The sequence below is a fragment of the Paraburkholderia acidicola genome (assembly GCF_002362315.1).
Classification (GTDB): Bacteria; Pseudomonadota; Gammaproteobacteria; order Burkholderiales; family Burkholderiaceae; genus Paraburkholderia; species Paraburkholderia acidicola.
The window spans coordinates 400,924-423,192 of sequence record NZ_MTZV01000001.1 but is presented as its reverse complement, the minus strand read 5'-3'; the positions used below and the strand labels follow the sequence as shown (position 1 = coordinate 423,192).

The window sequence follows — 22,269 nt, the reverse complement described above, 5'->3', positions numbered from 1 at the left end:
GTGGGGTCGCGATGTCCTTGCCCACCCCCACGCTGCATACCGCTCGTCTGCTATTGCGTCCTTTCACCGAAGCCGATACGGACGCCATCTTCGCGCTGCAGAGCAACGCGCATGTGCTGCGCTACTGGGACTCACCGCCCTGGAAAACCCGCGCACAGGCGGAGCGCTTCATCGAGGTTTGCCGGCAGTTCGAGCAGGAAGGCACCGGTGCGCGGCTCGCCATCGAGCGTGCCGCCGACAGTGTGTTCATCGGCTGGTGCGCCTTGTCTCGATGGGATCCGGACAATCGCAGCGCGAAGATGGGTTACTGCCTCGATCAGGCGGCATGGGGCCAGGGCTTTGCCACCGAAGCGGCCGGCGCGGTGTTGCAGTGGGCCTTCGATACGCTGGACCTGAACCGTGTTCAGTCCGAGGCGGACACGCGCAACACGGCATCGGGTCGCGTGCTGGAGAAGCTCGGTTTTGTCCGCGAAGGTACGCTGCGCGAAGATTGCATCGTGGATGGCGAGGTATCGGATTCGTGGGTATATGGGCTTCTCAGGCGGGAGTGGAAGTAATCGCAGTCAAGACGGTGGGACGTATCCACGGCAATAGTTTGAAGATTGATCGTCGGCTTTACGATGACGCAATACCACGGCTCCATCCGCACGAGGTTCTCATGCATATCGCCATCCTGACCTTCGAAGGCTTCAACGAACTCGATTCGCTGATCGCGCTGAACATCCTGAATCGCGTCAAGAAGCCTGGGTGGCGTGTTTCGATCGCCAGCCCGTCGGCCAGAGTACGTTCGATGAACGGCGTGGTGATCGAGGCGCAAGCCTCGCTAGAGGAGGCATGCGACGCCGATGCGGTGCTCGCTGGCAGTGGCGTACGCACTCGCGAAGTCGTCGCCGATACGGCATTGATGTCGCAACTGAAACTCGATCCGGCGCGCCAGTTGCTCGGTGCGCAGTGTTCCGGCACGCTGATGTTCGCGAAGCTCGGCTTGCTGGGCGACGTTCCAGCCTGTACGGACGTGACCACGAAGCCGTGGGTCGAGGAAGCGGGAGTGGCCGTGCTCAATCAGCCGTTCGTGGCGAAGGGAAATGTGGCGACCGCCGGCGGGTGCCTGTCATCGCAGTATCTGGCCGCCTGGTTCATCGCGCGACTGGAAGGTGTCGACGCGGCGCGCAGTGCGATCCACTATGTCGCGCCGGTCGGGGAAAAAGAGACTTACGTGGAGCGCGCATTGGCGAACATTTCCCCGTATTTATAAAGCTGACAAGCTGACAAACAGAGGAACCTTTGAGCCAACCCATCACCGATCTCGACAAGCTGCTCGCGTCCATACGTCCTGAGTTGAACGAGGGCGTTTACGTGTTTTCGTCAGTTCCTTTCGATGCCGATATCAACGATCTGGCTCCGCTCGCGACATTCCGCGAGCAAGAGGGGTTGACGCTGATCGTCGATGAAGCGGCGGCGCAACGAGCAGGACTACCGGTCCTGTTTCGCGCAGCGTGGATTACGCTCACGGTGCATTCCGACCTGCACGCAGTGGGTCTAACCGCAGCGTTCGCGCAAGCACTCGGTGACGCGGGTATCAGTTGCAACGTGGTCGCAGCGGCCTTTCACGATCATATTTTTGTGCCCGTCGAGTCTGCGGCGCAGGCGCTGGCGCAGTTGTCCCGCTTGCAGCGTCGGGCACAGCAGAAAGCGACACCCGACGCGAATTGACTGGCCTCGCAATCTTGGGCAACACTCGTGCGAACCCGATTCATCCAGCCTTTGATCAATCACGTTTGTAATTGCGGGATATGCGGCACCGGGTAACACGCCGCACATCTGCTGCTAGACTTCACGCATCCGCAAATATCGACGTCGATGAATGGCTGCACCGTTCGCATGATCGCGAAAGCGTCATCGGGCGATGCTCCCCTGATCGAAGCAACACGCATACGCACGCGTCCTCACTCATGTCCCTTTTCCTGTCCGCCTATGCCGCGCATCAGGCCGGCCGTTTCCAGGAGGCCGCCGACGGCTATCTCCAGGTGCTCGCGCACGAACCTCAGCACGCCGATGCGCTGCATCTGCTCGGCCTGATACGTGCCGACGAAGGGGACCCGGCCGCTGGCGAAGCATTGATACGCCAGGCGCTCGCGCAGAGCGAAGACGCTGTCTATCTCGCCAATCTCGCCAATCTGGTCGCGAAGCAAGGCCGTCTCGAAGAAGCCGAGGCGATGTGCCGCCGCGCCGTCGACCTTGCGCCTCTTCACGTGCCCGGTCACTACAACCTGGGCAACGTGTTGATGGAGCGTCAGCGGTTCGCCGAAGCAGAAGCGGCGCTGCTTCGCGCAATCGAAATCGATCCGCACGCGATTGGCGCACTGAACAATCTCGGCACGATTTATACGCGGGACAAACGGTTTTCGGATGCGCAAGAGGCGTATCGCCGGGTGCTCGAAATCGATCCACATTATGTGCACGCGCACTACAACGTCGGCCTGCTGATGTTGCGCACCGATCGTCCCGAGGAAGCCGAACCGGCCTTGCGCCAGACACTCGCGCTCGAACCCACGCATGTCGCCGCGCGCAACGATCTCGGCACGGCGCTCAGATTGCTCGAGCGTTCGGCACAAGCCGAGACGATGTACCGCGAGGCGCTCGATAGCAGGCCCGATTTCGCCGATGCCCACTGGAACCTCGCGATACTGCTGCTCGGCCAGGGGCGCTACGAGGAGGGCTGGCCGCATGGTGAGTTTCGCTACCATGTGGGCAGAACGTCGCGCACCGACATCCCGCAACTCGACTATCCGCAGTGGCAGGGACAGGCGCTGACCGGCAAGTCGCTTGTGATCTGGCCGGAGCAGGGCTACGGCGACTATCTGCAGTTCGCGCGCTATGCGCCGCTGTTGAAGGCACGAGGCGTGCAGCATCTCGCGCTGATCTGCCCGGAGCCGCTCGCGACACTGCTCGCAACGGTCGATGGCGTGGACGAGGTCACGACATCGCTCAAGCCGGCTCGGACGTACGACTACTGGTCGTTCTTCATGAGTCTGCCGATGCATCTCGGTACGACGGTCGACACGATCCCTGCATCTTTGCCGTATCTGCATGTCCCGCCGGCGCGACTCGAGCGCTGGCGCGACCGTTTGCCCGCCGGGGGCTTCAAGGTGGGGCTCGTCTGGCGCGGCTTCACGGGGCATCAGAACGACGACGCCCGGTCGTTGCCGGGCCTTGCGACGCTCGCGCCGTTGTGGTCGGTGCCGGGTGTGCGTTTCATCAGCCTGCAGAAGGGTGCGGCCGAGGACGAAGCCGCTCGCGCGCCCGCGCATCTGCCGCTTACTCCAGTGGGGCCGGATCTTGCGGACTTCGCGGACACGGCGGCCGTGATCGCCCAACTGGATCTGGTCATCACCGTCGATACGGCCGTCGCTCACCTGGCCGGTGCGCTCGGCAAACCGTGCTGGGTGCTGCTGTCGAAGTACTGGACCGACTGGCGCTGGATGCAGCCGCGCAGCGATTCGCCGTGGTATCCGCAGGCGCTGCGTCTGTTTCGCCAGAGCCGTCCCGGCGACTGGGACGAGGTCGTGCAGCAGGTCGTGGCGGCGCTCGGCAGCCGGGTGGCGCAGGCACAAGCGGGTTCTCGCGATGAGTAGTCTGCATGAAGACGTTTGCACGCATTGCCGGATGACCTGCGCACGGAGGCGCACGAAATGACTTCGCTTTACCGCGGCATGGACCGCGCCACGCTCGACACGGCCTACAACAACGTCAAGGCCGCCGCCGATTTCCCTGGCACGATGGCGCGATTTCAGGCGCAAAGCGAAGCGCTCTATCGCGCGGTGCCCGGTCAACGTGATATCTGCTACGGCGCGCAGCCGCGTCAACGGTTCGACTGGCTGCCGTGCGGCCGGCCCGACGCGCCAACCTTCGTCTTCATTCACGGCGGCTACTGGCAGAACTGCACCAAGGAAGACTTCGCCTTCATCGCGAGCGGGCCGCTCGGTCGTGGCTTTAATGTCGTGCTGGTGGAATACACGCTGGCGCCCGTCGCCTCGATGACGCAGATCGTCGACGAGATCGGCCGTCTGCTCGATCAGCTTGCAGCGGACACTGGCATTACCGGTTTCGGTGGACGCCCGGTATGCCTGAGCGGGCATTCGGCGGGTGGGCAACTGGCCGCGTTGTATCGCGCGCATGCGGGGATCAGCTACGCGATGCCGATTAGCGCGCTGGTCGATCTCGAACCGATCGGCCTGTCGTGGCTGAACGACAAGCTGCAACTGACTGCGATTGAAATTGCCGCGTATAGCCCGCTGCGCCACATCGGTAAAGGCGTACCGATGACGGTGAGCGTAGGCGCGGCCGAATTGCCGGAACTCGTGCGCCATTCGAGCGACTATGCGCACGCGTGCAATATGCACGGCGAGCAGGCGGTCTATCTGCCGGTATCGGCATGCACGCATTTTTCGGTGCTCGACGATCTGGCGTTGCCCGACGGCGTACAGATGAACGCGCTCGCACAGGTCATGTCGATCTGATCATTGCGGCATCGCCAGACACATACGGTAGTGTGAACACATCGAGGAGACGTCGTGGCGACACAGCTTTTGCTGGACGGGTTCGACAATCTGCCGGGGCCGACGGACCGGCTCTTCTTCGCGATCCGTCCCGACGATGAAGCCGCTGCGCGTATCGAGCGGCTGGTCGAGCGCTTGCGGATCGCATCGGGGCTGACGAGCAGACCGATTGCCCGCGACCGGTTGCACATCACGCTCTTCTGGCTTGGCGATCACTTCGGGCTACCGCAAAAAATCGTCGATTTGTTGCGTCTCGCCGCGGCGCAGGTCGGCACGGGCACAGCGCCGTTCGATGTCGAGTTCGATCGCGTGGAGTATTTTGCGCGCCGTGCGGACAACAAGCCGCTGGTGCTGCGTGCCGCGCCCGCGGCGCCTGGCATTGCGGCGCTGGGTGCGTTTCGCGAATCGCTGGGGGCGGCGATCGGATTCAGCGAGGCGAAAAGACGCACCGCGAATTTCACGCCACACGTCACGCTGCTCTACGACACGCCGCCGGTGGCGCGGCAAGTTGTGCACAGAATCAGCTGGCCGGTGCGGGAATTTTTTCTCATCCATAGCCTGCTGGGGCGTTCGCGGCATGAGGTGTTGGGTCAATGGACGCTTGGCGACGAACTTCCTGCGCGTTAGCGGCCGCAGGTGGTCCACAGGCTGAGGACTGCGCCCCCAGTCGACGCAATCGATCAGAAGCGCATGCCCGTTCCACAGCCGCCTGCGAAGCCACCACCGCTGCCGCCCGCGCCGCCGCAGAAAACCCCGCATCCGGAGAGCAGGAGGGCGGCCGATACGGCGGCTATCGCGAGTGCTGGGCGGAAAAACCGCTTCATTGGAGTTCCTCCGTTACTTGATGGCCCACAGCTTCTGCAAGGCCCGCAGGCCGGGTCGATTTCGCGAGTTTACAGGCTGTTTGCGGCCCTGCGGCGGTTATTCACCGACGTGCCGAACGGCCTGGACAGCCCGCCGGGCCACGCTTTCCGGGGGATGACCGCCGGGCTAGAGGCCGCGCACGGTGCCACAGACGCCCAGCGGGGCGGCTCCCTGATAAAATGCGCGAGCCGCAACGTAGTGGATGACCGATGAAATTGCTTGATGCGTTAGTCGAACAGCGCATTGCCGCCGCAGCCGCGCGTGGCGAGTTCGACGATTTGCCTCGTGCCCGGGAGCCGCTCGCGCTCGACGACGACCTGCTCGTGCCGGAGGAGGTCCGTATCGCGAACCGCATCCTGAAGAACGCGGGCTTCGTGCCGCCGGCCGTCGAGCAGTTGCGGGCGCTCTGCGATCTGCGCGACGAACTCGATGCCGCGGGCGACAACGCTGCCCGTTGCCCTCTACAGGCCCCGATGCTCGCGCTCGATATGGCGCTCGAATCGCTGCGCGGCGGCCCCCTGGTGCTGCCGCGCGAATACTGCCGGCGTATCGCCGAACGCCTGTCGGAGCGGGTTTCCGCCGACCCGGGTAGCAGCGGCGAAGTGGGCATGGCGTGAACGCCCCGCAGTCGCCGGGCTCCGCGGCTGATGACGCCGCTGATGGCGCCACACAAAACCTGCTTTCCACTTCCCCCGATGCGAGCCGCGATGTTCCGGCGGCGGTGCCGCCTGCTGTCTCTTCCCCCCTTGTTTCCGAACGCGACCGCCGCTTCATGGCGCTAGCCCAGGCGGCCGCCGAAGAAGCGCGCGCGGCCGGCGAAGTACCCGTCGGTGCGGTGCTCGTGCGCGGCGACGAAGTAATAGCGACGGGCTTCAATCATCCGATCGGCGGTCACGATCCTTCCGCGCATGCCGAGATGGACGCGTTGCGCGCCGCGGCGCAGGCACTGCAAAACTACCGGCTGCCGGGCTGCGAACTCTATGTCACCCTCGAACCGTGCCTGATGTGCGCCGGCGCGATCATGCACGCCCGCATCGCGCGCGTGGTGTTCGGTGCGCGCGACCCGAAGACGGGCGCGTGCGGCAGCGTCGTCGATGCGTTTGCGAATCCGCAGCTCAATCACCACACCGAGGTGCTTGGCGGTGTGATGGAGGACGAGTGCGGTGCTGCGCTGAAGACTTTCTTCGCCGACCGGCGGCGCGCGAGTCGCGAAGCGCGGGCGGCTCGGGCGGTCCTGGCAGCTCAAAACCCGGCAGCGCAGTCTCCTGGTTTGCCGGACGCGCCACCCGCCGATCCCGCCGACCGTTAACGCAACCTTTCACCTTCTTTGCCCATGACCGTTCATCGCACCATCGAGCTGATCGCGCCTTCCGGCTACCCGTACGACTCGCAGGCGGTGGATCGCGCGCTGCAAAGGTTGCGCGCGCAAGGACATCACATCGAAGGGCTGGATGCGACGCAGCGCTGCTATCAGCGCTTTGCAGGCACCGACGGCGAACGGGCCGCCGATCTGAACCGCCTCGCCGATGCCTCGCGGCCGTTGCCCGATATCGTGCTCGCGGTACGTGGTGGTTACGGGGCGACGCGCATCCTGCACGGGCTCGATTACGACGGGTTGCAGCGCCGTTTGCGTGACGCACCGGTTGCGCTCGTCGGCTACAGCGATTTCACCGCAATCCAGCTTGCGCTCTATGCGCGTGCGGGGGTGAAGACGTTTGCCGGGCCGATGCTCCTCAGCGATTTCGGCGCGGAAACGCCGAGCGAATTCACGATGCAGCACTTCTGGAATGCGCTCACAAAGCCGACTTTCACGGTGACGAGCGACGTCCATCAGGCGCAGTCCGCCGACGTGACCGGCATGCTATGGGGCGGCAATCTCGCGGTGCTCACGTCGCTGGTGGGCACACCGTATATGCCGCCGGTGCAGGGCGGCATTCTCTATATCGAGGACGTCAACGAACAGCCGTTCCGCCTCGAGCGAATGATTTATCAGTTGCATCTGTCGGGCATCCTGGCGCACCAGCAGGCGTTGCTGCTGGGCGACTTCTCCGGTGCCAGACCCTTCGATACCGACAACGGCTACGACCTGCACGCGATGATCGAGCAGGTGAGATCAGTCATCGGCATTCCGGTGATCACCGGGCTGCAATTCGGCCACATCGCCGACATCGTGACGCTGCCATTCGGCGCCGATGCGCACCTCGTCGCCGACCCGCACGGCTTCCAGCTTACTGTCTCGAACTATCCGCATCTGGGCTGAACGGGTGGCTGGCGGTAGGGCGGCTTCCCTCTGTCCGCGTCTTCGTGATTCGCTGATGTGCGCTATTCGCTGCGAGAGCAGAGCGGTGGATAACGCACGTCGCGAACTCCTCTCCACCGCAACTAACCGCCCGCTGAAAACCCATACGTGTTCGCTCGTCGAAACACGATCCACATAAAATATTGTCAACAAAATATCGGATGAAATGGCAGATCGCCGCACCTCGATGACCAGGATTTTCCCCTAAAAAATGGCATATTCCCACGATGACAGGGGCAAGTCAGGCCACATCGTCAATCATCCACAGCAAAAATTGTTGACAATTTTAATGTCCAACCTAAGATGCTCTCCATAACGGAACGCACATCATGTCCGACCGAACTTCAGCTTCTTCCGCAGGTAACCGGCCCGAGGCCATCGCCGAACGCATTCGCGACGCGATCCTCGAACATCGGCTCGCGCCGGGCGCCAAGCTGACCGAAGCGCAGTTGTGTGAGGTGTTCGACGTCAAGCGCGGGCCGGTGCGCCAGGCGCTTGCGCTGCTCGCGACCGACCGGCTCATCGATCTCGAGCCGAACCGTGGCGCGTTTGTCGCGAGTCCGTCGCTGCAGGAAGTGCACGAGGTGTTCGAGATGCGCCGCATCATCGAGCTGGCGGTCGTCGAGCGGATCTGCACCGGGCACGGCACGCGCCGGTTGAAGAGCATCGCCAGCATGATCGGCCGTGAGCGCAAGGCGTTCGAGACACGCGATTTCTCCGCGTGGATCCGCCTGTCGGGTGAGTTCCACACGGAGTTGGCTGCGCTAACGGGCAACACCGTGCTGTGCGACTGCCTGAACGGGCTTGTTGCACGCTCGACGTTGATCTCGGCGCTGTACGAATCGATCGGTCAGAGCCCGTGCTCGGTCGAAGATCACGAAGCCATTCTGGCCGCGCTCGACGCCGGCCATACGCAGGGAGCCACCGCGCTGATGGCGCGTCACCTGCAAAGCGTCGAGTTGAAGATGCTGGATCGTCCTGCGCGCGGCGCCGCCGATCTGCACGAGGTGTTCGGCACACGAGGCGCAAAGCCCGCGCCAATCTGAAGCACTCCGCGCAGCCACGCTCAGGCGTGGTGCGCGTCGCACTGAATTCGAACTGAACGACCACCGCCGTGCGATGGCCAGCGAAGCATGCTGTCCATCGCGTGGAGGGACGCCCACGTCCAGCCCAGACGCAGGCGAACGCGCTCCGGTATGAGTCCGCGCTCATACCGGAGCGATAAAAACCAGTACGTACGGAGACACCCGCGGCGCCTGCAGGCGCGCAGCCCCGGCTATAGCGGCCCGGCCGCTGGCATGCAGGATGCAATGCCCTTCGATTCGCAATCGACGGTCCCATCTCAAGGAGGAGTCATGGCTCAGTTCAGTGCAGCACCGGGTAACCCTGCCAACACCGCAATGCCGGCATTCGATGAAGGCAGTTCCAGGCCAGACGCGCCGCTGCCCGCCGGCTACAGCGAACGTCTCTACAACGAAGATCTCGCACCACTACGGCATCAGACCTGGAGCGCGTACAACATCTTCGCGTTCTGGATGTCGGACGTGCATAGCGTCGGCGGTTATGTGTTTGCGGGCAGCCTGTTCGCACTCGGTCTGACGAGCTGGCAGGTGCTGATCGCGTTGCTGGTCGGCATCACGATCGTCAATGTGCTGTGCAACCTGATCGCGCGACCGAGCCAGCAGAATGGCGTGCCGTATCCGGTCGCGTGCCGCGCGACGTTCGGTGTGCTCGGCGCGAATATTCCGGCGGTGATCCGCGGTTTGATTGCGGTTGCGTGGTATGGCATTCAGACCTATCTGGCGTCGAGTGCGCTCGTCATCGTGGTGCTGAAGTTTGTCCCGCAACTGATCCCGTATGCGGACGTGCATCACCACGGCTTCATGGGTCTGTCGACGATCGGTTGGGCCGGCTTCATGTTGCTCTGGGTACTGCAGGCGCTTGTGTTCTGGAACGGCATGGAGACGATCAAGAAGTTCATCGACTTCGCCGGCCCGGCCGTCTACATCGTGATGTTCATACTCGCGGGTTACATGGTGTGGCGCGCGGGCTGGCGCAACATCGGTATCAACCTGGGCAGCGTCAAGTATCACGGGCTCGAAGTCGTGCCGGTGATGATCACGGCGATCTCGCTCGTGGTGTCGTATTTCTCGGGGCCGATGCTGAACTTCGGCGACTTCTCGCGCTACGGCAAGAGCTTTCGCAGCGTACAGCGCGGCAATTTCTGGGGCTTGCCGGTCAACTTCCTCGCGTTCTCGCTCGTCACGGTGATCACGACGGCGGCCACGTTACCGGTGTTCGGCGAACTGATCACCGATCCGGTCGAAACGGTCGGCCGCATCGACTATCCGACTGCGGTGATACTCGGCGCGCTGACGTTCACGATCGCGACGATCGGCATCAACATCGTGGCGAACTTCGTGTCGCCCGCATTCGATTTCTCGAACGTTGCGCCGCGGCTGATTAGCTGGCGCGCGGGCGGCATGCTCGCCGCGGTCGCGTCAATCTTCATCACACCGTGGAACCTGTTCAACAACCCCGAGGTGATTCACTACACGCTCGACGTGCTGGGCAGTTTCATCGGGCCGCTGTACGGCGTGCTGATCATCGACTTCTACCTGGTGAAACGGCAGAAGATCGTGCTCGACGATCTGTACACCGTGTCCGAATCGGGTAGCTACTGGTATCGCGGCGGTGTGAACTACAAGGCGGTCGCGGCTTTGTTGCCGGCAGCGGTGATTGCGATTGTCTGTGTGCTGGTGCCGGGACTGAACGCGCTCGCGAATTTCTCGTGGTTTATTGGCGCGGCACTCGGCGCGGGGTTCTACATGATGTTCACGCGCAACTGAAGCAGGAGCAGACATGCGTATCAAACTGATCAATCCGAACACGACGTGGCGCATGACCGACGCGATGGCGCGTTGTGCACGCGAGGTCGTCGCGCCCGGCACGGAGCTGATCGCCGTGAGCCCGCCGATGGGCCCGCCATCGATCGAAGGCTACTACGACGAGGCGCTCGCCACGCCGGGGCTACTCGCCGAAATCGCTGCGGGCGAGCGCGAAGGCTGCGACGGCTACGTGATCGCGTGCTTCGGCGATCCCGGTCTCTACGCCGCACGCGAACTGGCGCGCGGCCCCGTGATCGGCATCGCGGAAGCGGCGATGCACGCGGCGAGCGTGCTCGCGCCGGGGTTTTCGGTAGTGACGACGTTGGCCCGTACGCGCGGCATGGCATGGCATCTCGCCGAGCGTTACGGCATGACGCGCTTTTGCCGCAACGTACGCGCCACCGACGTCGCCGTGCTCGATCTCGACCGGCCCGGCTCGGCGGCACGCGCGATCATTCTCGACGAATGTCGCCGCGCGCTCGATGAAGACGGCTCGGACGCGATCGTGCTCGGCTGCGCGGGGATGGCTGAGCTGTGCGCGGAAATCGAGGATGCGCTGGGCGCGCCGGTGATCGAAGGCGTGACGGCGGCGGTGAAATGGGTCGAGGCGCTGGTTGCGCTGCGCCTCGCGACCGCCAAACGCGGTGACTATGCGCGGCCGCTACCGAAACGCTACGACGGTGAATTCGAGCGCTTCAGCCCTGGGCTGGCCGGCGGCGCGCCATCCAGCGGGCCAACTGGCGTACCAGGTCGGGTAAACGCGAGCGAAGCCGCACCCGGCGCCGAGCCGCAGCGGCAGCCGCACATACACCCGGTCTGACTCGTACTATCTGCCCGTGTGTATGGGCGCATCCGGGCGTTTTCGCTACACTCGTTGCATCGTGGCGTCTGTATTCGAACGTCGGGGATGCATGTCGGTATCCCGCGTTCCACGCCTCTTTTCACTGCGTCGCCAGACCGCTTTTCGTCCATACCATGTCATTCGACTCGAATTACCCGCGCGATCTGATCGGCTACGGCCGCCATCCGGTGCAGGCGAACTGGCCGGGGCGCGCACGCGTCGCGGTGCAGTTCGTACTGAACTACGAAGAGGGCGGCGAGAACTGCGTGCTGCACGGCGATCCGGCGTCGGAACAGTTTCTGTCGGAGATCGTCGGTGCGGCGGCCTATCCGTCGCGGCATATGAGCATGGAGTCGATCTACGAATACGGATCGCGCGCCGGCGTGTGGCGCATCCTGCGCGAATTCGAAGAACGCAGCCTGCCGCTCACTGTGTTCGGCGTTGGCATGGCGATCGAGCGGCATCCGGAACTCGCACGCGCGTTCGTCGAGCTTGGGCATGAGATTGCGTGTCATGGGTACCGCTGGATTCACTATCAGGACATGTCGCCTGAGCGCGAAGCGGAACACATGCGGCTCGGCATGGAAGCGATCGAGCGCGTGACCGGCGAACGGCCGCTCGGCTGGTACACCGGCCGCGACAGTCCGAATACGCGCCGGCTCGTCGCCGAATACGGTGGCTTCCTGTACGACTCGGACAACTATGGCGACGACCTGCCGTTCTGGCTCGACGTCGAAGTGACAGGCGGCGTCAACGTACCGCAACTGATCGTGCCGTACACGCTCGATACCAACGACATGCGTTTCGCCTCACCACAGGGCTTCAATACCGCGGATCATTTCTTCACCTATCTGCGCGACGCGTTCGACGTGCTCTACGAAGAGGGCGATGAAGCACCGAAGATGCTGTCGATCGGCATGCATTGCCGGTTACTCGGTCGCCCAGGGCGATTCCGCGCGCTACAGCGGTTTCTCGATCACATCGAACAGCATGATCGTGTGTGGGTGACACGGCGCGTGGATATCGCGCGGCACTGGCGCGATCATCATCCTTATCAACCCCTTTCCCGCGGGGCCGCGGCATGAAGGCGATGCATTACACACTCGACCAGCTCAATCACAGTTCAACCGACGCGTTCGTCGCGGCGCTGTCCGGCATCTTCGAGCATTCGCCGTGGGTGGCCGAAGTTGCCGCTGGCGCGCGGCCGTTTGCGAGCATCGACGCGCTGCACGCGACCATGACGCATGCAGTCGAAAGCGCCGACGAAGCGATCCAGCTCGCACTAATCAACGCCCACCCGGAGCTGGCCGGCAAGGCGGCGGTGCGCGGCGAGCTGACGGAAGAGTCGACGCGAGAACAGAGCGGCGCCGGACTCGATCAATGCACGCGCGAAGAATTCGCGCGGCTGGTGAGCCTGAACACGGCGTATCGCGAGAAGTTCGGTTTTCCGTTCATTCTCGCGGTGCGTGGCTATGACCGTCACGGCATCATCGCGAACTTCGAAGCGCGCGTGAGTCACACCCGTGCCGAAGAATTGCGCGCGAGCCTCGACCAGATCTACCGGATCGCGCGCTTCAGGCTCGACGATCTGATCGAAGCGTAGATCCTGAGCGTCACGCACCGCACACGCATGACCCGACATTGCAACCGCCGGCCGCAGACGCCGGCATCCATAGACAGAAAGGAAGACAACGATGGCACTCCCGATTCTCGACCCTAACGCACCGGACTTCACGCGTCGCTATGTGAACCTGGCGGACCCGCGTCTCGGCGCGCAGGCGCTCGAGGCCAGCGACGATTTCTTCGCGCCGAAGGAACGCATGCTGAACCCGGAACCGGCCGTCTTCATTCCCGGCAAGTACGACGACAACGGCAAATGGATGGACGGCTGGGAAACCCGTCGCAAGCGTTCGAGCGGCTACGACTGGTGCGTCGTGAAGCTGGCGCGGCCGGGCGTGATCAAAGGACTTGATCTCGACACGAGCCACTTCACCGGCAACTTTCCGCCGGCGGCATCGGTGGAGGCGGCGCGTGTCGTCGACGGCGCACCGGATGCTTCGACGCAGTGGACCGAGATCGTCCCGTCGACCACCTTGCAGGGCAACAGCCATCACTATCTCGACGTGACGGGTGCGAACGCGTGGACCCATCTGCGCGTGAACATCTATCCGGACGGCGGCATCGCGCGTCTGCGCGTATACGGCCAGCCGCAGGTGGACTGGGCCGGTGCAAGTCGCACTGAGTTGTTCGATCTGGCGGCGATGGAAAACGGCGCATACCTGGTCGGCGCGAACAACCAGCACTTCGGTGCCGCCTCGACGCTGCTGATGCCGGGTCGCGGCGTCAACATGGGCGACGGCTGGGAAACGCGGCGCCGTCGCGAGCCGGGCAACGACTGGGTGATCGTCGCGCTCGCGCAGCCGGGTGTGATCCGCAAGATCGAAGTCGATACCGCGCACTTCAAGGGTAACTATCCGGATCGCTGCTCGATCCAGGCCGCGCGCGTGACGGGCGGCACCGACAGTTCACTGGTGACGCAGGCGATGTTCTGGCCCGTGCTGCTCGGCGAACAGAAACTGCAGATGGATCGGCAGCATCATTTCGAAAGCGAACTGGCAGCGCTCGGCGTGGTCACGCATGTGCGCTTTAACATCATCCCGGACGGCGGCGTATCGCGCCTGCGTCTGTGGGGCACGCTCGCCTGATCACGATGAACAAGCTCGTTATCGAACCGCTGACCCGCACCGCGTTCGCCCCGTTCGGCGAGGTGATCGAACTGGACGGCGCAAAGCAGATTCCGATCAATCTCGGCACGACGATCCGTTACCACGATCTTGCGCGCGTCGATGTCGTCGATGAAGGCGGTCGTGCGCTCGTGAACCTGTTTCGCGGCCAGCCGCGCACATTGCCGTTCGAAGTGAAGATGCTCGAACGACATCCGCTCGGCAGCCAGGCGTTCGTGCCGCTGAACGACAAGCCGTATCTGGTTGTCGTTGCGCCGGCGGGCGAACTCGATTCCGGTGCGATCCGCGCGTTCGTCACGAGCGGCTGGCAGGGGGTGAATTACGCGAAGGGCGTGTGGCACCATCCGCTGATCGCGCTCGGCGAAGTCAGCGATTTTGTCGTCGTCGATCGGGGTGGTGATGGGCTCAATCTCAACGAGCAGGATCTCGATGAATCGGTGTGGTTGACTGAGGAGGCGTTGCAGGCGGTCGTGGTTTGATGTCACGCAGTCGAACGCAGTGAAACAAGGCGTCCATTGCGACTGCGGTGGGCGCCTTGTTGGCTTACACCCGAAGGGTGGGTTGTAGGGCTGGGAGGTTGGTCCATACAGTCACGTTAACGACGGTTTCGTTGTTACACCCATCAAACTGAAGGGGCGCTCCGGGGCGGACACCATCCTTCCTTGAACTTCCGGGTTCAGCCGGGGCTAAACGATCAGTGCGCGGCGCGGAGAACAGTCGTTACAACGTCGCCACGGTCCCGATCGCATAATGCGGCCCAAGTCGCGCCTGCGGCGGAGATCCTCGGACAACACGAGCTACGAGAGAATGTGCAGGAAGGGGTTCTTGTCGACAATGGCAGCGTGCGACTTCTTCTTCAGGAATGAGATCAAGTCGTCGCGTCGCTGCAATAGCATGACGATTTCGTCCAGCGAGCAGAGCAGCATCGTCTTTTGAGCGAGCGCGCCTGCGCATTCCTTGACCACAGGCTCGGTGAAACCTGAGGACGAGATGAAGATGCCGCGAGCGTTCGCGCGGAGGAACAAGCGACTGAGGTGAGGGAAGAACTCACCGATGCCAACTGGCGAGTTGAGCCACTTCATTTCAACGAGGTGTACCGCGCCGTCGAATTCGATCACACCGTCAATCTGTTCGAGCACAGTCGATGTGTCCGGGTCTTTGCGGCGAAAATCCTCTCGGATGAGAATTCCATAAGCGTTAAACAGGTCGTTTAGAACACTTTCAAGTAGTTTGCCGCGTTCATGGGGCTGGTCGCCCATGCCGAACAACGCAGCAAGTCGAGCATTCACCTCTTCGATCTTGGCGCGCCGGTCTGCCGCGACTGCCTGCTCCGCGCGCTGATGTGCCCGCGTTGCTTCACGTTCTGCATCTCGTTCTTGTCTCATCCGCGTGAACGAGTCCTTTGCGTCAACCGCCTCTCGGACGCTTGCGACGAGCCCCTTTGCTTTCATCTGGTCTTCCGGCCAGCAAGTTTCGAAGCTCTCGAACTCCACAACGCGTTTGATGATCTCGCGCCGTGGACGCAAACCGCTGTCGCCCCGCGCATTGACCTTTGTAAGCACTTTGCGGACGATTTCGAATTTGTTGATGGAGCTTGGACTTGTCGTTACAGCGCGTTCCACCTCGGCGAGATCTTCGTCGGCAACGCCAGCGCCCCGCAGGAATAGCACGACACCCTTCTTCGCTCGATTGAGACGGGCGATGGTCTCAACGAGTAGCTCAAACAGCTCTGGCGGGTAGTGAAAAGTCTCGGCCATCGGATCACCTTTGAGTTGCCATGTCCGCTCTACGGCTAGTAAGCCAAAAATTACAACTTCGCGACTAGGTCGTCCATCGCCGTCTTGGCGTTCAAGAGGTAATCCTCCTTTACCTGCACACGATGGCCATTGATGGTTTGCTTGCCAACGGGGAGCTTTGAAAACGGAAGCCCCTTTGCGAAAGCTACTACGCCGGTTGTCTGGAAGTCTCGAATTTCCGTGAACCCGGCGTCTAGCTTCTTGAAGTCGAATATCTCAGGGTTTGACTTCAAGAGTTTGCCTACGTCGCTCTCGATCGCGTGCAATACCGCAGCGTAGGCCGAAGCGGCGCCCATGTACTGAGTCAGCCTGTTCTTGACGATCAGGTGGACTTTGGGAAGGGGACGCTTGGCCTCCTTCAGCTTTGTTGCGAACGCGTAGGCAGCGTAGATTTCCGACGGTAGTTTCAGACCATAGACGAGAGAGAATGCATTTTGAATTGCACGACGGGAGGAATCGTCCGCCATCACAGGGAGAACGATACGATCTGCCGTGGAGAGCGCGATTTGCGTGTAGAGGGAGAAGCTAGGATTGCAGTCGAGGAAGACCACCTCATACTCGTCGGCAAGCTGATCAAGGAAATCCTTCAGCCAGTCAACAACCGCGATCCACGGATTCGTTCCAGGGATCTGATTGTTGGCAAGTGTGTTCACAGCGTTCGCTTGGAGTTCCAGCATTGGGTCGCCACAGACGAGGTCGACATTTGCGGGCACACCCTTGTTGTAGCTATTCGGCTTCGTGATGAAATCGTGCGCGTTAAACACTGGCGGAGCGTACGGTGCAGGCAGACGGAGCTGGAAATACCCACCCACGCTGCATCTGGGAACCAAGCCCTGTCGCTCCAGCAGCTTCTCGCTGCCCTTGTTGTTCAGCCCCCCAAGCATCAATTCGGACAGGTTAGCCTGCGGGCACATGTCGACCGCCAGGATACGCTTTTTCGGGTGTTTCTCTGCGTAGCGAACGATCGATTGAAAGCACAGACTCGTCTTGCCAGTGCCGCCCTTGTTATTCCAGTACGCGTATTTGATGTCCACCGCTCGCTCCATAGGCCGTTGCATTGTCAATAGTGGACATATTAATGTCCAAAATGGACTTTGACAAGTCTTCGTGTGCGATAGATCGACCGGTGGTGATCGAACGAAGGGGCTTACGGCTTAACGCTTCGGTCCTCGCTGCTGGGTTAGTCCACAGCGAGTTGTCAAACGTCCGGCTTGGCGCACGTCCTCTGCAGCGTATTGCACAGTGCGCACAGCCGGTTTTGAATCAACGCCGCCGCCGGCCATCACAAACTAGCGACTATCACCTCATCACTTACTTCTCCGCCCCTGCCTGAAACCACGCAGCAATCTTCTGCCGTTCATCGTCGGTCATGTGCGTAACGTTGCCGAGCGGCATCGCCTTCAGCGTCACCGCCTGGTTATAGATCCGCTGCGCGTTCTGCGAAATCTCGTCGGGCGTATCGAACATCACACCGGCGGGGGCGCTACCCACCATCGTTGGATGCGACGAATGGCACGCGATGCAACGCTGCTGCAGCACCGGTGCGATGTCCGCCACCTTCAGCGTGGGCTGGTTCGCTGCCTGCGCCTGCGGCACGACCGGCTTCGGCATGGTCCACGCGAGTGCGGCAGCCATCAGCGCCACACCACCGATCGGCAGATACCACAGCACCTGGCCGCGATGCCGCATCACGAAGAACTGACGGATCAGCGCGCCGGCCAGCATGATGATCGCGAGCACGGCCCAGTTGTACGGATGCGTATAAGTCATCGCGTAGTGGTTCGACAGCATCGCGAACACCACCGGCAGCGTGAAGTAGGTGTTGTGCACCGAGCGCTGCTTGCCGCGTTTTCCGTAGATCGGATTCGGCGTCTCGCCCTTCAACATCGCATCGACCATCTTGCGCTGGCCCGGAATGATCACGACGAACACGTTCGCCGACATGATCGTCGCGAGCATCGCGCCGGTGATCAGATACGCAGCACGCCCCGCGAAGATATGACACGCGAGCCAGATGGCGATCAGCACATACAGGCCAACGCTTATGCCGAGCAGTTTGTCTCTCGTGCCGAGCAGACGACATAGCGAGTCATAGACGATCCAGCCAGCCGCGAGAAAACCGAGCGCCGAAAAGATCGCGACGACCGGTCCCATATCGAGCACGTTCTTGTCGATCAGATAGGTGTTCGGCGCGAACAGATACAGCACGGTGAAGAGCCCGAAGCCCGAGAGCCACGTCGTGTACGACGGCCACTTCGACCAGTGCAGGTCGTCGGGCATTTCGGGCGGCGCAACCGTGTACTTCTGCATGTTGTAGAAGCCGCCGCCGTGCACGTGCCACAGTTCGCCGAACACGCCGCGCTTGCGCTGGTTCGCGTCCTGCGGTGGTTTCAGGCTGTTATCGAGCGCCACGAAGTAGAACGACTCGCCGATCCAAGCGATAGCGACGATGACGTGAAACCAGCGAATCGCGAGATTCAGCCAGTCGGTGATAAATCCTTCCATGAAACTCCTCCACTTCCTGTTCGTTGTACGCGTTGCGGCGCGGCTCGTCGGGTGGCCGGCGCGCGGACTGCGTCAGGCGCGTCTGGCGCCGTATGGGGGTATGCGGTAGCCGTTCGGATGCAGCTGTCGTTCGGCGTTTCGCAGGTGTCTCCTCGTCGTCTGCAATATGCATGGACGACACGAACTGCGACGGGTTCTGCGCTATCTGCCGCGCTGTCTGCCGTATTAGCTGCCGCGATACGTGCTGTACGACCACGGCGACACGAGCAACGGCACGTGATAGTGCGAACCCGCATCGGCGATGCCAAAACGCAGCACGACACGATCGACGAAGCGCGGCTGCGGCAATTGCACGCCCGCGGCGGCGAAATAGTCGCCGGCATGGAACACGAGTTCGTATTCGCCGGTCACGAAGGTATCGTCCGCCAGCAACGGTGCATCGCAGCGGCCGTCGTGGTTAGTAACGGTGGTTTTCAGCAGGCGGCGCATGTCGCCGGCCAGCGCGTAGAGTTCGACCTTGACGCCGGCACCGGGCCGGCCGTTCGCGGTATCGAGCACGTGGGTAGTGAGCTTTCCCATTCGCAATTTTCCTTGTATCGATGCGAGGTTTCAGCGACGGCCCGATCCATGATGCGTGTGCGGCGGATCGAGGCTCCACGTCAGTGGCTACATACCCGTCGGCGGATCGAAGCGAGCGCCGTGGCTGCCATTGTAAAAAGGATGAACGCATTCGCGCACGAGCGATAGGAAAGATAAAGCCTGACGCATGACAGTCTGCTGAAAGCTGAACCCTGCAGTAACGGCGTGACGACACGATTTATGCGCCATACCGATCGTACCGGCGCCAGAATGACCCACTATATCGGCAGCGTGAATCCCGGTATCGCACCGGCGCGTGTTGTCAGCGCAATTTTGGCCCGCGAAGGTTATGCCCATGCGCAGCCCCGCTGCGTGTCCCGAAGACGGCGCAGCACGCCGGGTAACCGGGCCCCCGGCGTCTGAACGGACGCGGCGGCACGGTGCGTGCTCGCCCCATCGCGTTCGGTGCGCCTTGCACCCGTCGCTGCGGCAGTTGCCGGAGCGGCACGAATCAGGCGGAGAAACGAATGACGATGGCGCAGCAGAACACCCGCGGCAAGACGATGCTGGTCAAACATGCCGATGTACTGGTGACGATGGATGGCGCACGGCGCGAGTTGCGCGACGGCGGCCTGTATATCGAAGACAACCGGATCGTCGCGGTTGGTCCGACGGCTGAACTACCGCAGACAGCGGACGACGTGCTCGACCTGCACGGGCACCTGGTGATACCGGGGCTCGTCAACACGCATCACCACATGTATCAGAGTCTAACGCGGGCGGTTCCGGCTGCGCAGGACGCCGAGTTGTTCGGCTGGCTGACGAGCCTCTACAAGGTGTGGGCGCATCTGACGCCCGAGATGATCGAGGTGTCGACGCTGACGGCGATGGCCGAGCTGCTGCTGTCCGGTTGCACGACGTCGAGCGATCATCTGTATATCTATCCGAACGGCAGCCGGCTCGACGACAGCATCGCCGCCGCACAGCGCATCGGTATGCGCTTTCATGCGAGCCGCGGCAGCATGAGTGTGGGACAGAAAGACGGGGGTTTGCCGCCGGATTCGGTGGTCGAGCGCGAGGCCGACATCCTGAAGGACACGCAGCGGCTCATTGAGACGTATCACGACGAAGGCCGCTACGCGATGCTGCGGGTGGTCGTCGCGCCATGCTCGCCGTTTTCGGTGAGCCGCGATCTGATGCGCGAATCGGCGGCGCTGGCTCGGCAGTATGGCGTGTCGCTGCATACGCACCTCGCGGAGAACGTCAACGACATCGCGTATAGCCGCGAGAAGTTCGGCATGACGCCGGCGGAATATGCGGAAGACCTCGGTTGGGTTGGGCGCGATGTGTGGCATGCGCACTGCGTGCAACTCGACGATGCGGGCATCGCGTTGTTTGCGCGGACCGGCACCGGCGTGGCGCATTGTCCGTGCTCGAACATGCGGCTGGCGTCGGGCATTGCGCCAGTTAAACGGATGCGGCTGGCCGGCGTGCCGGTTGGGCTCGGGGTGGACGGTTCGGCATCGAACGATGGCGCGCAGATGGTTGCCGAAGTGCGCCAGGCATTGCTGCTGCAGCGTGTCGGTTTCGGGCCTGATGCGATGACCGCGCGCGAAGCGCTCGAAATCGCGACGCTCGGTGGCGCACGGGTGCTCAATCGCGACGATATCGGTGCGCTCGCGCCCGGCATGGCCGCCGACTTCGTCGCGTTCGATCTGCGCCAGCCGCTCTTTGCCGGCGCGTTGCACGACCCGGTTGCGGCGCTGGTGTTCTGCGCGCCGTCGCAGGTGGCAGTTAGCGTGATCGGTGGGCGTGTCGTCGTGAAAGAGGGAAGGCTGACGACGCTCGATCTCGGTCCGGTGATCGAGCGGCACAACGGGCTTGCACGGACGCTGTATCAGGCGGCTGCATAGCTACGATAGTTTCTCAACGTACGAGTGAGCGGCACAACCGGCGCGCTCTGACGCTGTATCAGGTGGTTGCGTAACCAGGACTGACCGACTGCGCGTAAGCCCGCGCAACGATGAACGCGGGCGTGCCTCACGGCTTGTCGATCAACGTCCGGGTCGCCTCGGCAACCAGCCCGCGCAGCCAGCGGACTTCGTCGGAGTAATGGCAGCGCTCGTGCCACAACTGGTAGTACTGCATCGGTGGAAAGTCGAGCGGCGCGGGCACGACAGTGAGCGGCAAAAACTTCGAGTAGTGATCGGCGAAGAGCCGCGTCGTCGTGAAGATCAGATCCGATTTGACGAGCACGTACGGCGCGAGATTGAAGTACGGCAGCGTGACGACGACATGGCGCTTGAGCCGCTCGCGTGCGAGGTGTACATCGATTGCGCCGCGCTGACCGACCGAATAGGGCGTCGGTGCGAGGTGCGGTGCGTTCAGATACTGGTCGAGTGTGAGGCCGCCGCGTTTGGCGTACGGATGCGCGTTGCTCATCAGGCAGACGATCTGATCGACGAACAGGTTTGACAGATGCAGTTGCTCGGGCGGCTCCGGCCAGTTACCGACGACGATATCGAGCTTGCCGTCTTCGAGCGCGAGTTCGTAGTCGAAGGCGGGCCCAAGCGAATGGAATTCGAGCGTCGCGTTCGGCGCGGCCTGGCGGAAACGCTCGACGACGGTCGGCACGAACAGCACGTTCAGATAGTCCGGGCAACCGATGCGGTAGCAGCGGATCGACGTCGCCGGATCGAAGTTGTGCTGCTGGAACTTGATGCGCTCGATTTCGCGCAGCGCGTTCTGCACCGGTTCGAGCAGACGCAGACCGTATTCGGTGGGCACCATGCCGGACTTGCCGCGCACCAGCAGCGGGTCGCCGGTGATGTCGCGCAGCCGGCGCAGCGCCGCGCTGATGGCCGGCTGGGACTGGTTGAGCTTGACGGCGGCGCGCGTCACGCTGCGCTCCATCAGCAGGGTGTGCAGGACGCGCAGTAAGTAGGTGTCGATCGCCTCGCGTTGCTGGCTCATGACTTCTCCGATTATATGTAAAGGCTGATCGAGGTGGCTCGTGGGTATATGCGTTTTAATATAGACACAAAGCCGCGTCAAGGGTGGCTAACCCGGAAAGCGTGCTGTGGCGCGGCTTTGCGGGATTTTTGACGGCTCGACTGGCTGCAGCGAATTAGGTATTGTCGACCGGTTGCCGCAGTGCACACGAGGCTCTTCGGAGCGGCGGCGCAGGGCGGCGG

At 62.5% G+C, this 22,269-nt stretch carries 22 protein-coding genes; 17 read left to right on the top strand and 5 right to left on the bottom strand.

Translation table 11 applies throughout. The features are described from left to right. Positions 1 to 11: 11 nt before the first annotated feature. The 16 genes from BWP39_RS01535 (at position 12) to BWP39_RS01455 (ending at position 14,674) form a co-directional block, all read left to right on the top strand. Positions 12 to 557 carry a GNAT family N-acetyltransferase gene (locus BWP39_RS01535; RefSeq protein ID WP_096716610.1) on the top strand — a complete coding sequence of 182 codons (546 nt, stop codon included), beginning with the start codon at positions 12 to 14 and terminating at the stop codon, positions 555 to 557. A 101-nt stretch (positions 558 to 658) separates the two neighbouring features. Continuing rightward, complete coding sequence (locus BWP39_RS01530) at positions 659 to 1,255, top strand: DJ-1/PfpI family protein (protein WP_096716732.1); 597 nt, start codon at positions 659 to 661, stop codon at positions 1,253 to 1,255. 29 nt (positions 1,256 to 1,284) lie between these two features. Continuing rightward, the gene (locus tag BWP39_RS01525) at positions 1,285 to 1,713 is read left to right on the top strand and encodes an ACT domain-containing protein (protein WP_096716609.1); all 429 of its coding nucleotides are present in this window, start codon (positions 1,285 to 1,287) and stop codon (positions 1,711 to 1,713) included. Positions 1,714 to 1,952: 239 nt separating this feature from the next. Then, positions 1,953 to 3,635 (top strand): tetratricopeptide repeat protein, encoded by a 1,683-nt coding sequence (locus BWP39_RS01520; RefSeq protein WP_170043819.1) that lies wholly within the window; start codon positions 1,953 to 1,955, stop codon positions 3,633 to 3,635. Between the two features lie 57 nt (positions 3,636 to 3,692). Then, positions 3,693 to 4,520 (top strand): alpha/beta hydrolase, encoded by an 828-nt coding sequence (locus BWP39_RS01515; RefSeq protein ID WP_096716731.1) that lies wholly within the window; start codon positions 3,693 to 3,695, stop codon positions 4,518 to 4,520. 54 nt (positions 4,521 to 4,574) lie between these two features. Next, positions 4,575 to 5,186: a 2'-5' RNA ligase family protein gene (locus BWP39_RS01510; protein ID WP_096716607.1), complete on the top strand. Its 612-nt coding sequence runs from the start codon at positions 4,575 to 4,577 to the stop codon at positions 5,184 to 5,186. A gap of 446 nt (positions 5,187 to 5,632) precedes the next feature. After that, positions 5,633 to 6,040: a DnaJ family domain-containing protein gene (locus BWP39_RS01500; protein ID WP_096716605.1), complete on the top strand. Its 408-nt coding sequence runs from the start codon at positions 5,633 to 5,635 to the stop codon at positions 6,038 to 6,040. Between the two features lie 104 nt (positions 6,041 to 6,144). Next, on the top strand, positions 6,145 to 6,732 hold the full coding sequence (gene tadA, locus BWP39_RS01495) for a tRNA adenosine(34) deaminase TadA (protein WP_235851362.1): 588 nt from the start codon (positions 6,145 to 6,147) through the stop codon (positions 6,730 to 6,732). Positions 6,733 to 6,756: 24 nt separating this feature from the next. Then, positions 6,757 to 7,683, top strand: coding sequence for a muramoyltetrapeptide carboxypeptidase (gene ldcA / locus BWP39_RS01490; RefSeq protein WP_096716603.1), 927 nt, complete (start codon positions 6,757 to 6,759; stop codon positions 7,681 to 7,683). Between the two features lie 368 nt (positions 7,684 to 8,051). Next, positions 8,052 to 8,768, top strand: coding sequence for a GntR family transcriptional regulator (locus BWP39_RS01485; protein ID WP_096716602.1), 717 nt, complete (start codon positions 8,052 to 8,054; stop codon positions 8,766 to 8,768). A 309-nt stretch (positions 8,769 to 9,077) separates the two neighbouring features. Next, a complete protein-coding gene (locus BWP39_RS01480) occupies positions 9,078 to 10,571 on the top strand; it encodes an NCS1 family nucleobase:cation symporter-1 (RefSeq protein WP_096716601.1) in 1,494 nt (497 codons plus the stop codon). Positions 10,572 to 10,584: 13 nt separating this feature from the next. Further along, entirely contained in the window at positions 10,585 to 11,430 is an 846-nt protein-coding gene (locus BWP39_RS01475) for an aspartate/glutamate racemase family protein (RefSeq protein WP_207556527.1), read from the top strand. Between the two features lie 155 nt (positions 11,431 to 11,585). Then, entirely contained in the window at positions 11,586 to 12,536 is a 951-nt protein-coding gene (gene puuE, locus BWP39_RS01470; RefSeq protein WP_096716600.1) for an allantoinase PuuE, read from the top strand. Continuing rightward, positions 12,533 to 13,054, top strand: a complete 522-nt coding sequence (gene uraD, locus BWP39_RS01465) for a 2-oxo-4-hydroxy-4-carboxy-5-ureidoimidazoline decarboxylase (protein ID WP_096716599.1) — start codon at positions 12,533 to 12,535, stop codon at positions 13,052 to 13,054. Before puuE ends, uraD begins: the two co-directional genes overlap by 4 nt. A gap of 91 nt (positions 13,055 to 13,145) precedes the next feature. After that, positions 13,146 to 14,156 carry an allantoicase gene (gene alc, locus BWP39_RS01460; RefSeq protein ID WP_096716598.1) on the top strand — a complete coding sequence of 337 codons (1,011 nt, stop codon included), beginning with the start codon at positions 13,146 to 13,148 and terminating at the stop codon, positions 14,154 to 14,156. A gap of 5 nt (positions 14,157 to 14,161) precedes the next feature. Beyond that, complete coding sequence (locus BWP39_RS01455; RefSeq protein ID WP_096716730.1) at positions 14,162 to 14,674, top strand: ureidoglycolate lyase; 513 nt, start codon at positions 14,162 to 14,164, stop codon at positions 14,672 to 14,674. 318 nt (positions 14,675 to 14,992) lie between these two features. On the opposite strand, the gene BWP39_RS01450 is transcribed toward BWP39_RS01455, so the two are convergent. The 4 genes from BWP39_RS01450 to uraH form a co-directional block, all read right to left on the bottom strand. Next, positions 14,993 to 15,952, bottom strand: a complete 960-nt coding sequence (locus tag BWP39_RS01450; protein ID WP_096716597.1) for a PDDEXK family nuclease — start codon at positions 15,950 to 15,952, stop codon at positions 14,993 to 14,995. A gap of 50 nt (positions 15,953 to 16,002) precedes the next feature. Beyond that, complete coding sequence (locus BWP39_RS01445; protein WP_096716729.1) at positions 16,003 to 17,025, bottom strand: ParA family protein; 1,023 nt, start codon at positions 17,023 to 17,025, stop codon at positions 16,003 to 16,005. Between the two features lie 277 nt (positions 17,026 to 17,302). After that, entirely contained in the window at positions 17,303 to 18,496 is a 1,194-nt protein-coding gene (locus BWP39_RS01440) for a urate hydroxylase PuuD (protein ID WP_096716596.1), read from the bottom strand. 225 nt (positions 18,497 to 18,721) lie between these two features. Next, positions 18,722 to 19,075, bottom strand: a complete 354-nt coding sequence (gene uraH / locus BWP39_RS01435; protein WP_096716595.1) for a hydroxyisourate hydrolase — start codon at positions 19,073 to 19,075, stop codon at positions 18,722 to 18,724. Between the two features lie 527 nt (positions 19,076 to 19,602). On the opposite strand from uraH, the gene BWP39_RS01430 reads away from it, so the two are divergent. Continuing rightward, complete coding sequence (locus BWP39_RS01430; protein WP_096716594.1) at positions 19,603 to 20,988, top strand: 8-oxoguanine deaminase; 1,386 nt, start codon at positions 19,603 to 19,605, stop codon at positions 20,986 to 20,988. Between the two features lie 127 nt (positions 20,989 to 21,115). On the opposite strand, the gene BWP39_RS01425 is transcribed toward BWP39_RS01430, so the two are convergent. Next, complete coding sequence (locus BWP39_RS01425; protein ID WP_096716593.1) at positions 21,116 to 22,048, bottom strand: LysR substrate-binding domain-containing protein; 933 nt, start codon at positions 22,046 to 22,048, stop codon at positions 21,116 to 21,118. Positions 22,049 to 22,269 lie beyond the last annotated feature (221 nt).

Bases quoted from the DNA above. Each gene is read 5' to 3' on its own strand.
- BWP39_RS01535 (WP_096716610.1), top strand. From the start codon at position 12: ATGTCCTTGCCCACCCCCACGCTGCATACCGCTCGTCTGCTATTGCGT.
- BWP39_RS01530 (WP_096716732.1), top strand. From the start codon at position 659: ATGCATATCGCCATCCTGACCTTCGAAGGCTTCAACGAACTCGATTCG.
- BWP39_RS01520 (WP_170043819.1), top strand. From the start codon at position 1,953: ATGTCCCTTTTCCTGTCCGCCTATGCCGCGCATCAGGCCGGCCGTTTC.
- BWP39_RS01515 (WP_096716731.1), top strand. From the start codon at position 3,693: ATGACTTCGCTTTACCGCGGCATGGACCGCGCCACGCTCGACACGGCC.
- BWP39_RS01500 (WP_096716605.1), top strand. From the start codon at position 5,633: ATGAAATTGCTTGATGCGTTAGTCGAACAGCGCATTGCCGCCGCAGCC.
- ldcA (WP_096716603.1), top strand. From the start codon at position 6,757: ATGACCGTTCATCGCACCATCGAGCTGATCGCGCCTTCCGGCTACCCG.
- BWP39_RS01485 (WP_096716602.1), top strand. From the start codon at position 8,052: ATGTCCGACCGAACTTCAGCTTCTTCCGCAGGTAACCGGCCCGAGGCC.
- BWP39_RS01480 (WP_096716601.1), top strand. From the start codon at position 9,078: ATGGCTCAGTTCAGTGCAGCACCGGGTAACCCTGCCAACACCGCAATG.
- BWP39_RS01475 (WP_207556527.1), top strand. From the start codon at position 10,585: ATGCGTATCAAACTGATCAATCCGAACACGACGTGGCGCATGACCGAC.
- puuE (WP_096716600.1), top strand. From the start codon at position 11,586: ATGTCATTCGACTCGAATTACCCGCGCGATCTGATCGGCTACGGCCGC.
- uraD (WP_096716599.1), top strand. From the start codon at position 12,533: ATGAAGGCGATGCATTACACACTCGACCAGCTCAATCACAGTTCAACC.
- alc (WP_096716598.1), top strand. From the start codon at position 13,146: ATGGCACTCCCGATTCTCGACCCTAACGCACCGGACTTCACGCGTCGC.
- BWP39_RS01455 (WP_096716730.1), top strand. From the start codon at position 14,162: ATGAACAAGCTCGTTATCGAACCGCTGACCCGCACCGCGTTCGCCCCG.
- BWP39_RS01450 (WP_096716597.1), bottom strand. From the start codon at position 15,952: ATGGCCGAGACTTTTCACTACCCGCCAGAGCTGTTTGAGCTACTCGTT.
- BWP39_RS01440 (WP_096716596.1), bottom strand. From the start codon at position 18,496: ATGGAAGGATTTATCACCGACTGGCTGAATCTCGCGATTCGCTGGTTT.
- uraH (WP_096716595.1), bottom strand. From the start codon at position 19,075: ATGGGAAAGCTCACTACCCACGTGCTCGATACCGCGAACGGCCGGCCC.
- BWP39_RS01430 (WP_096716594.1), top strand. From the start codon at position 19,603: ATGACGATGGCGCAGCAGAACACCCGCGGCAAGACGATGCTGGTCAAA.
- BWP39_RS01425 (WP_096716593.1), bottom strand. From the start codon at position 22,048: ATGAGCCAGCAACGCGAGGCGATCGACACCTACTTACTGCGCGTCCTG.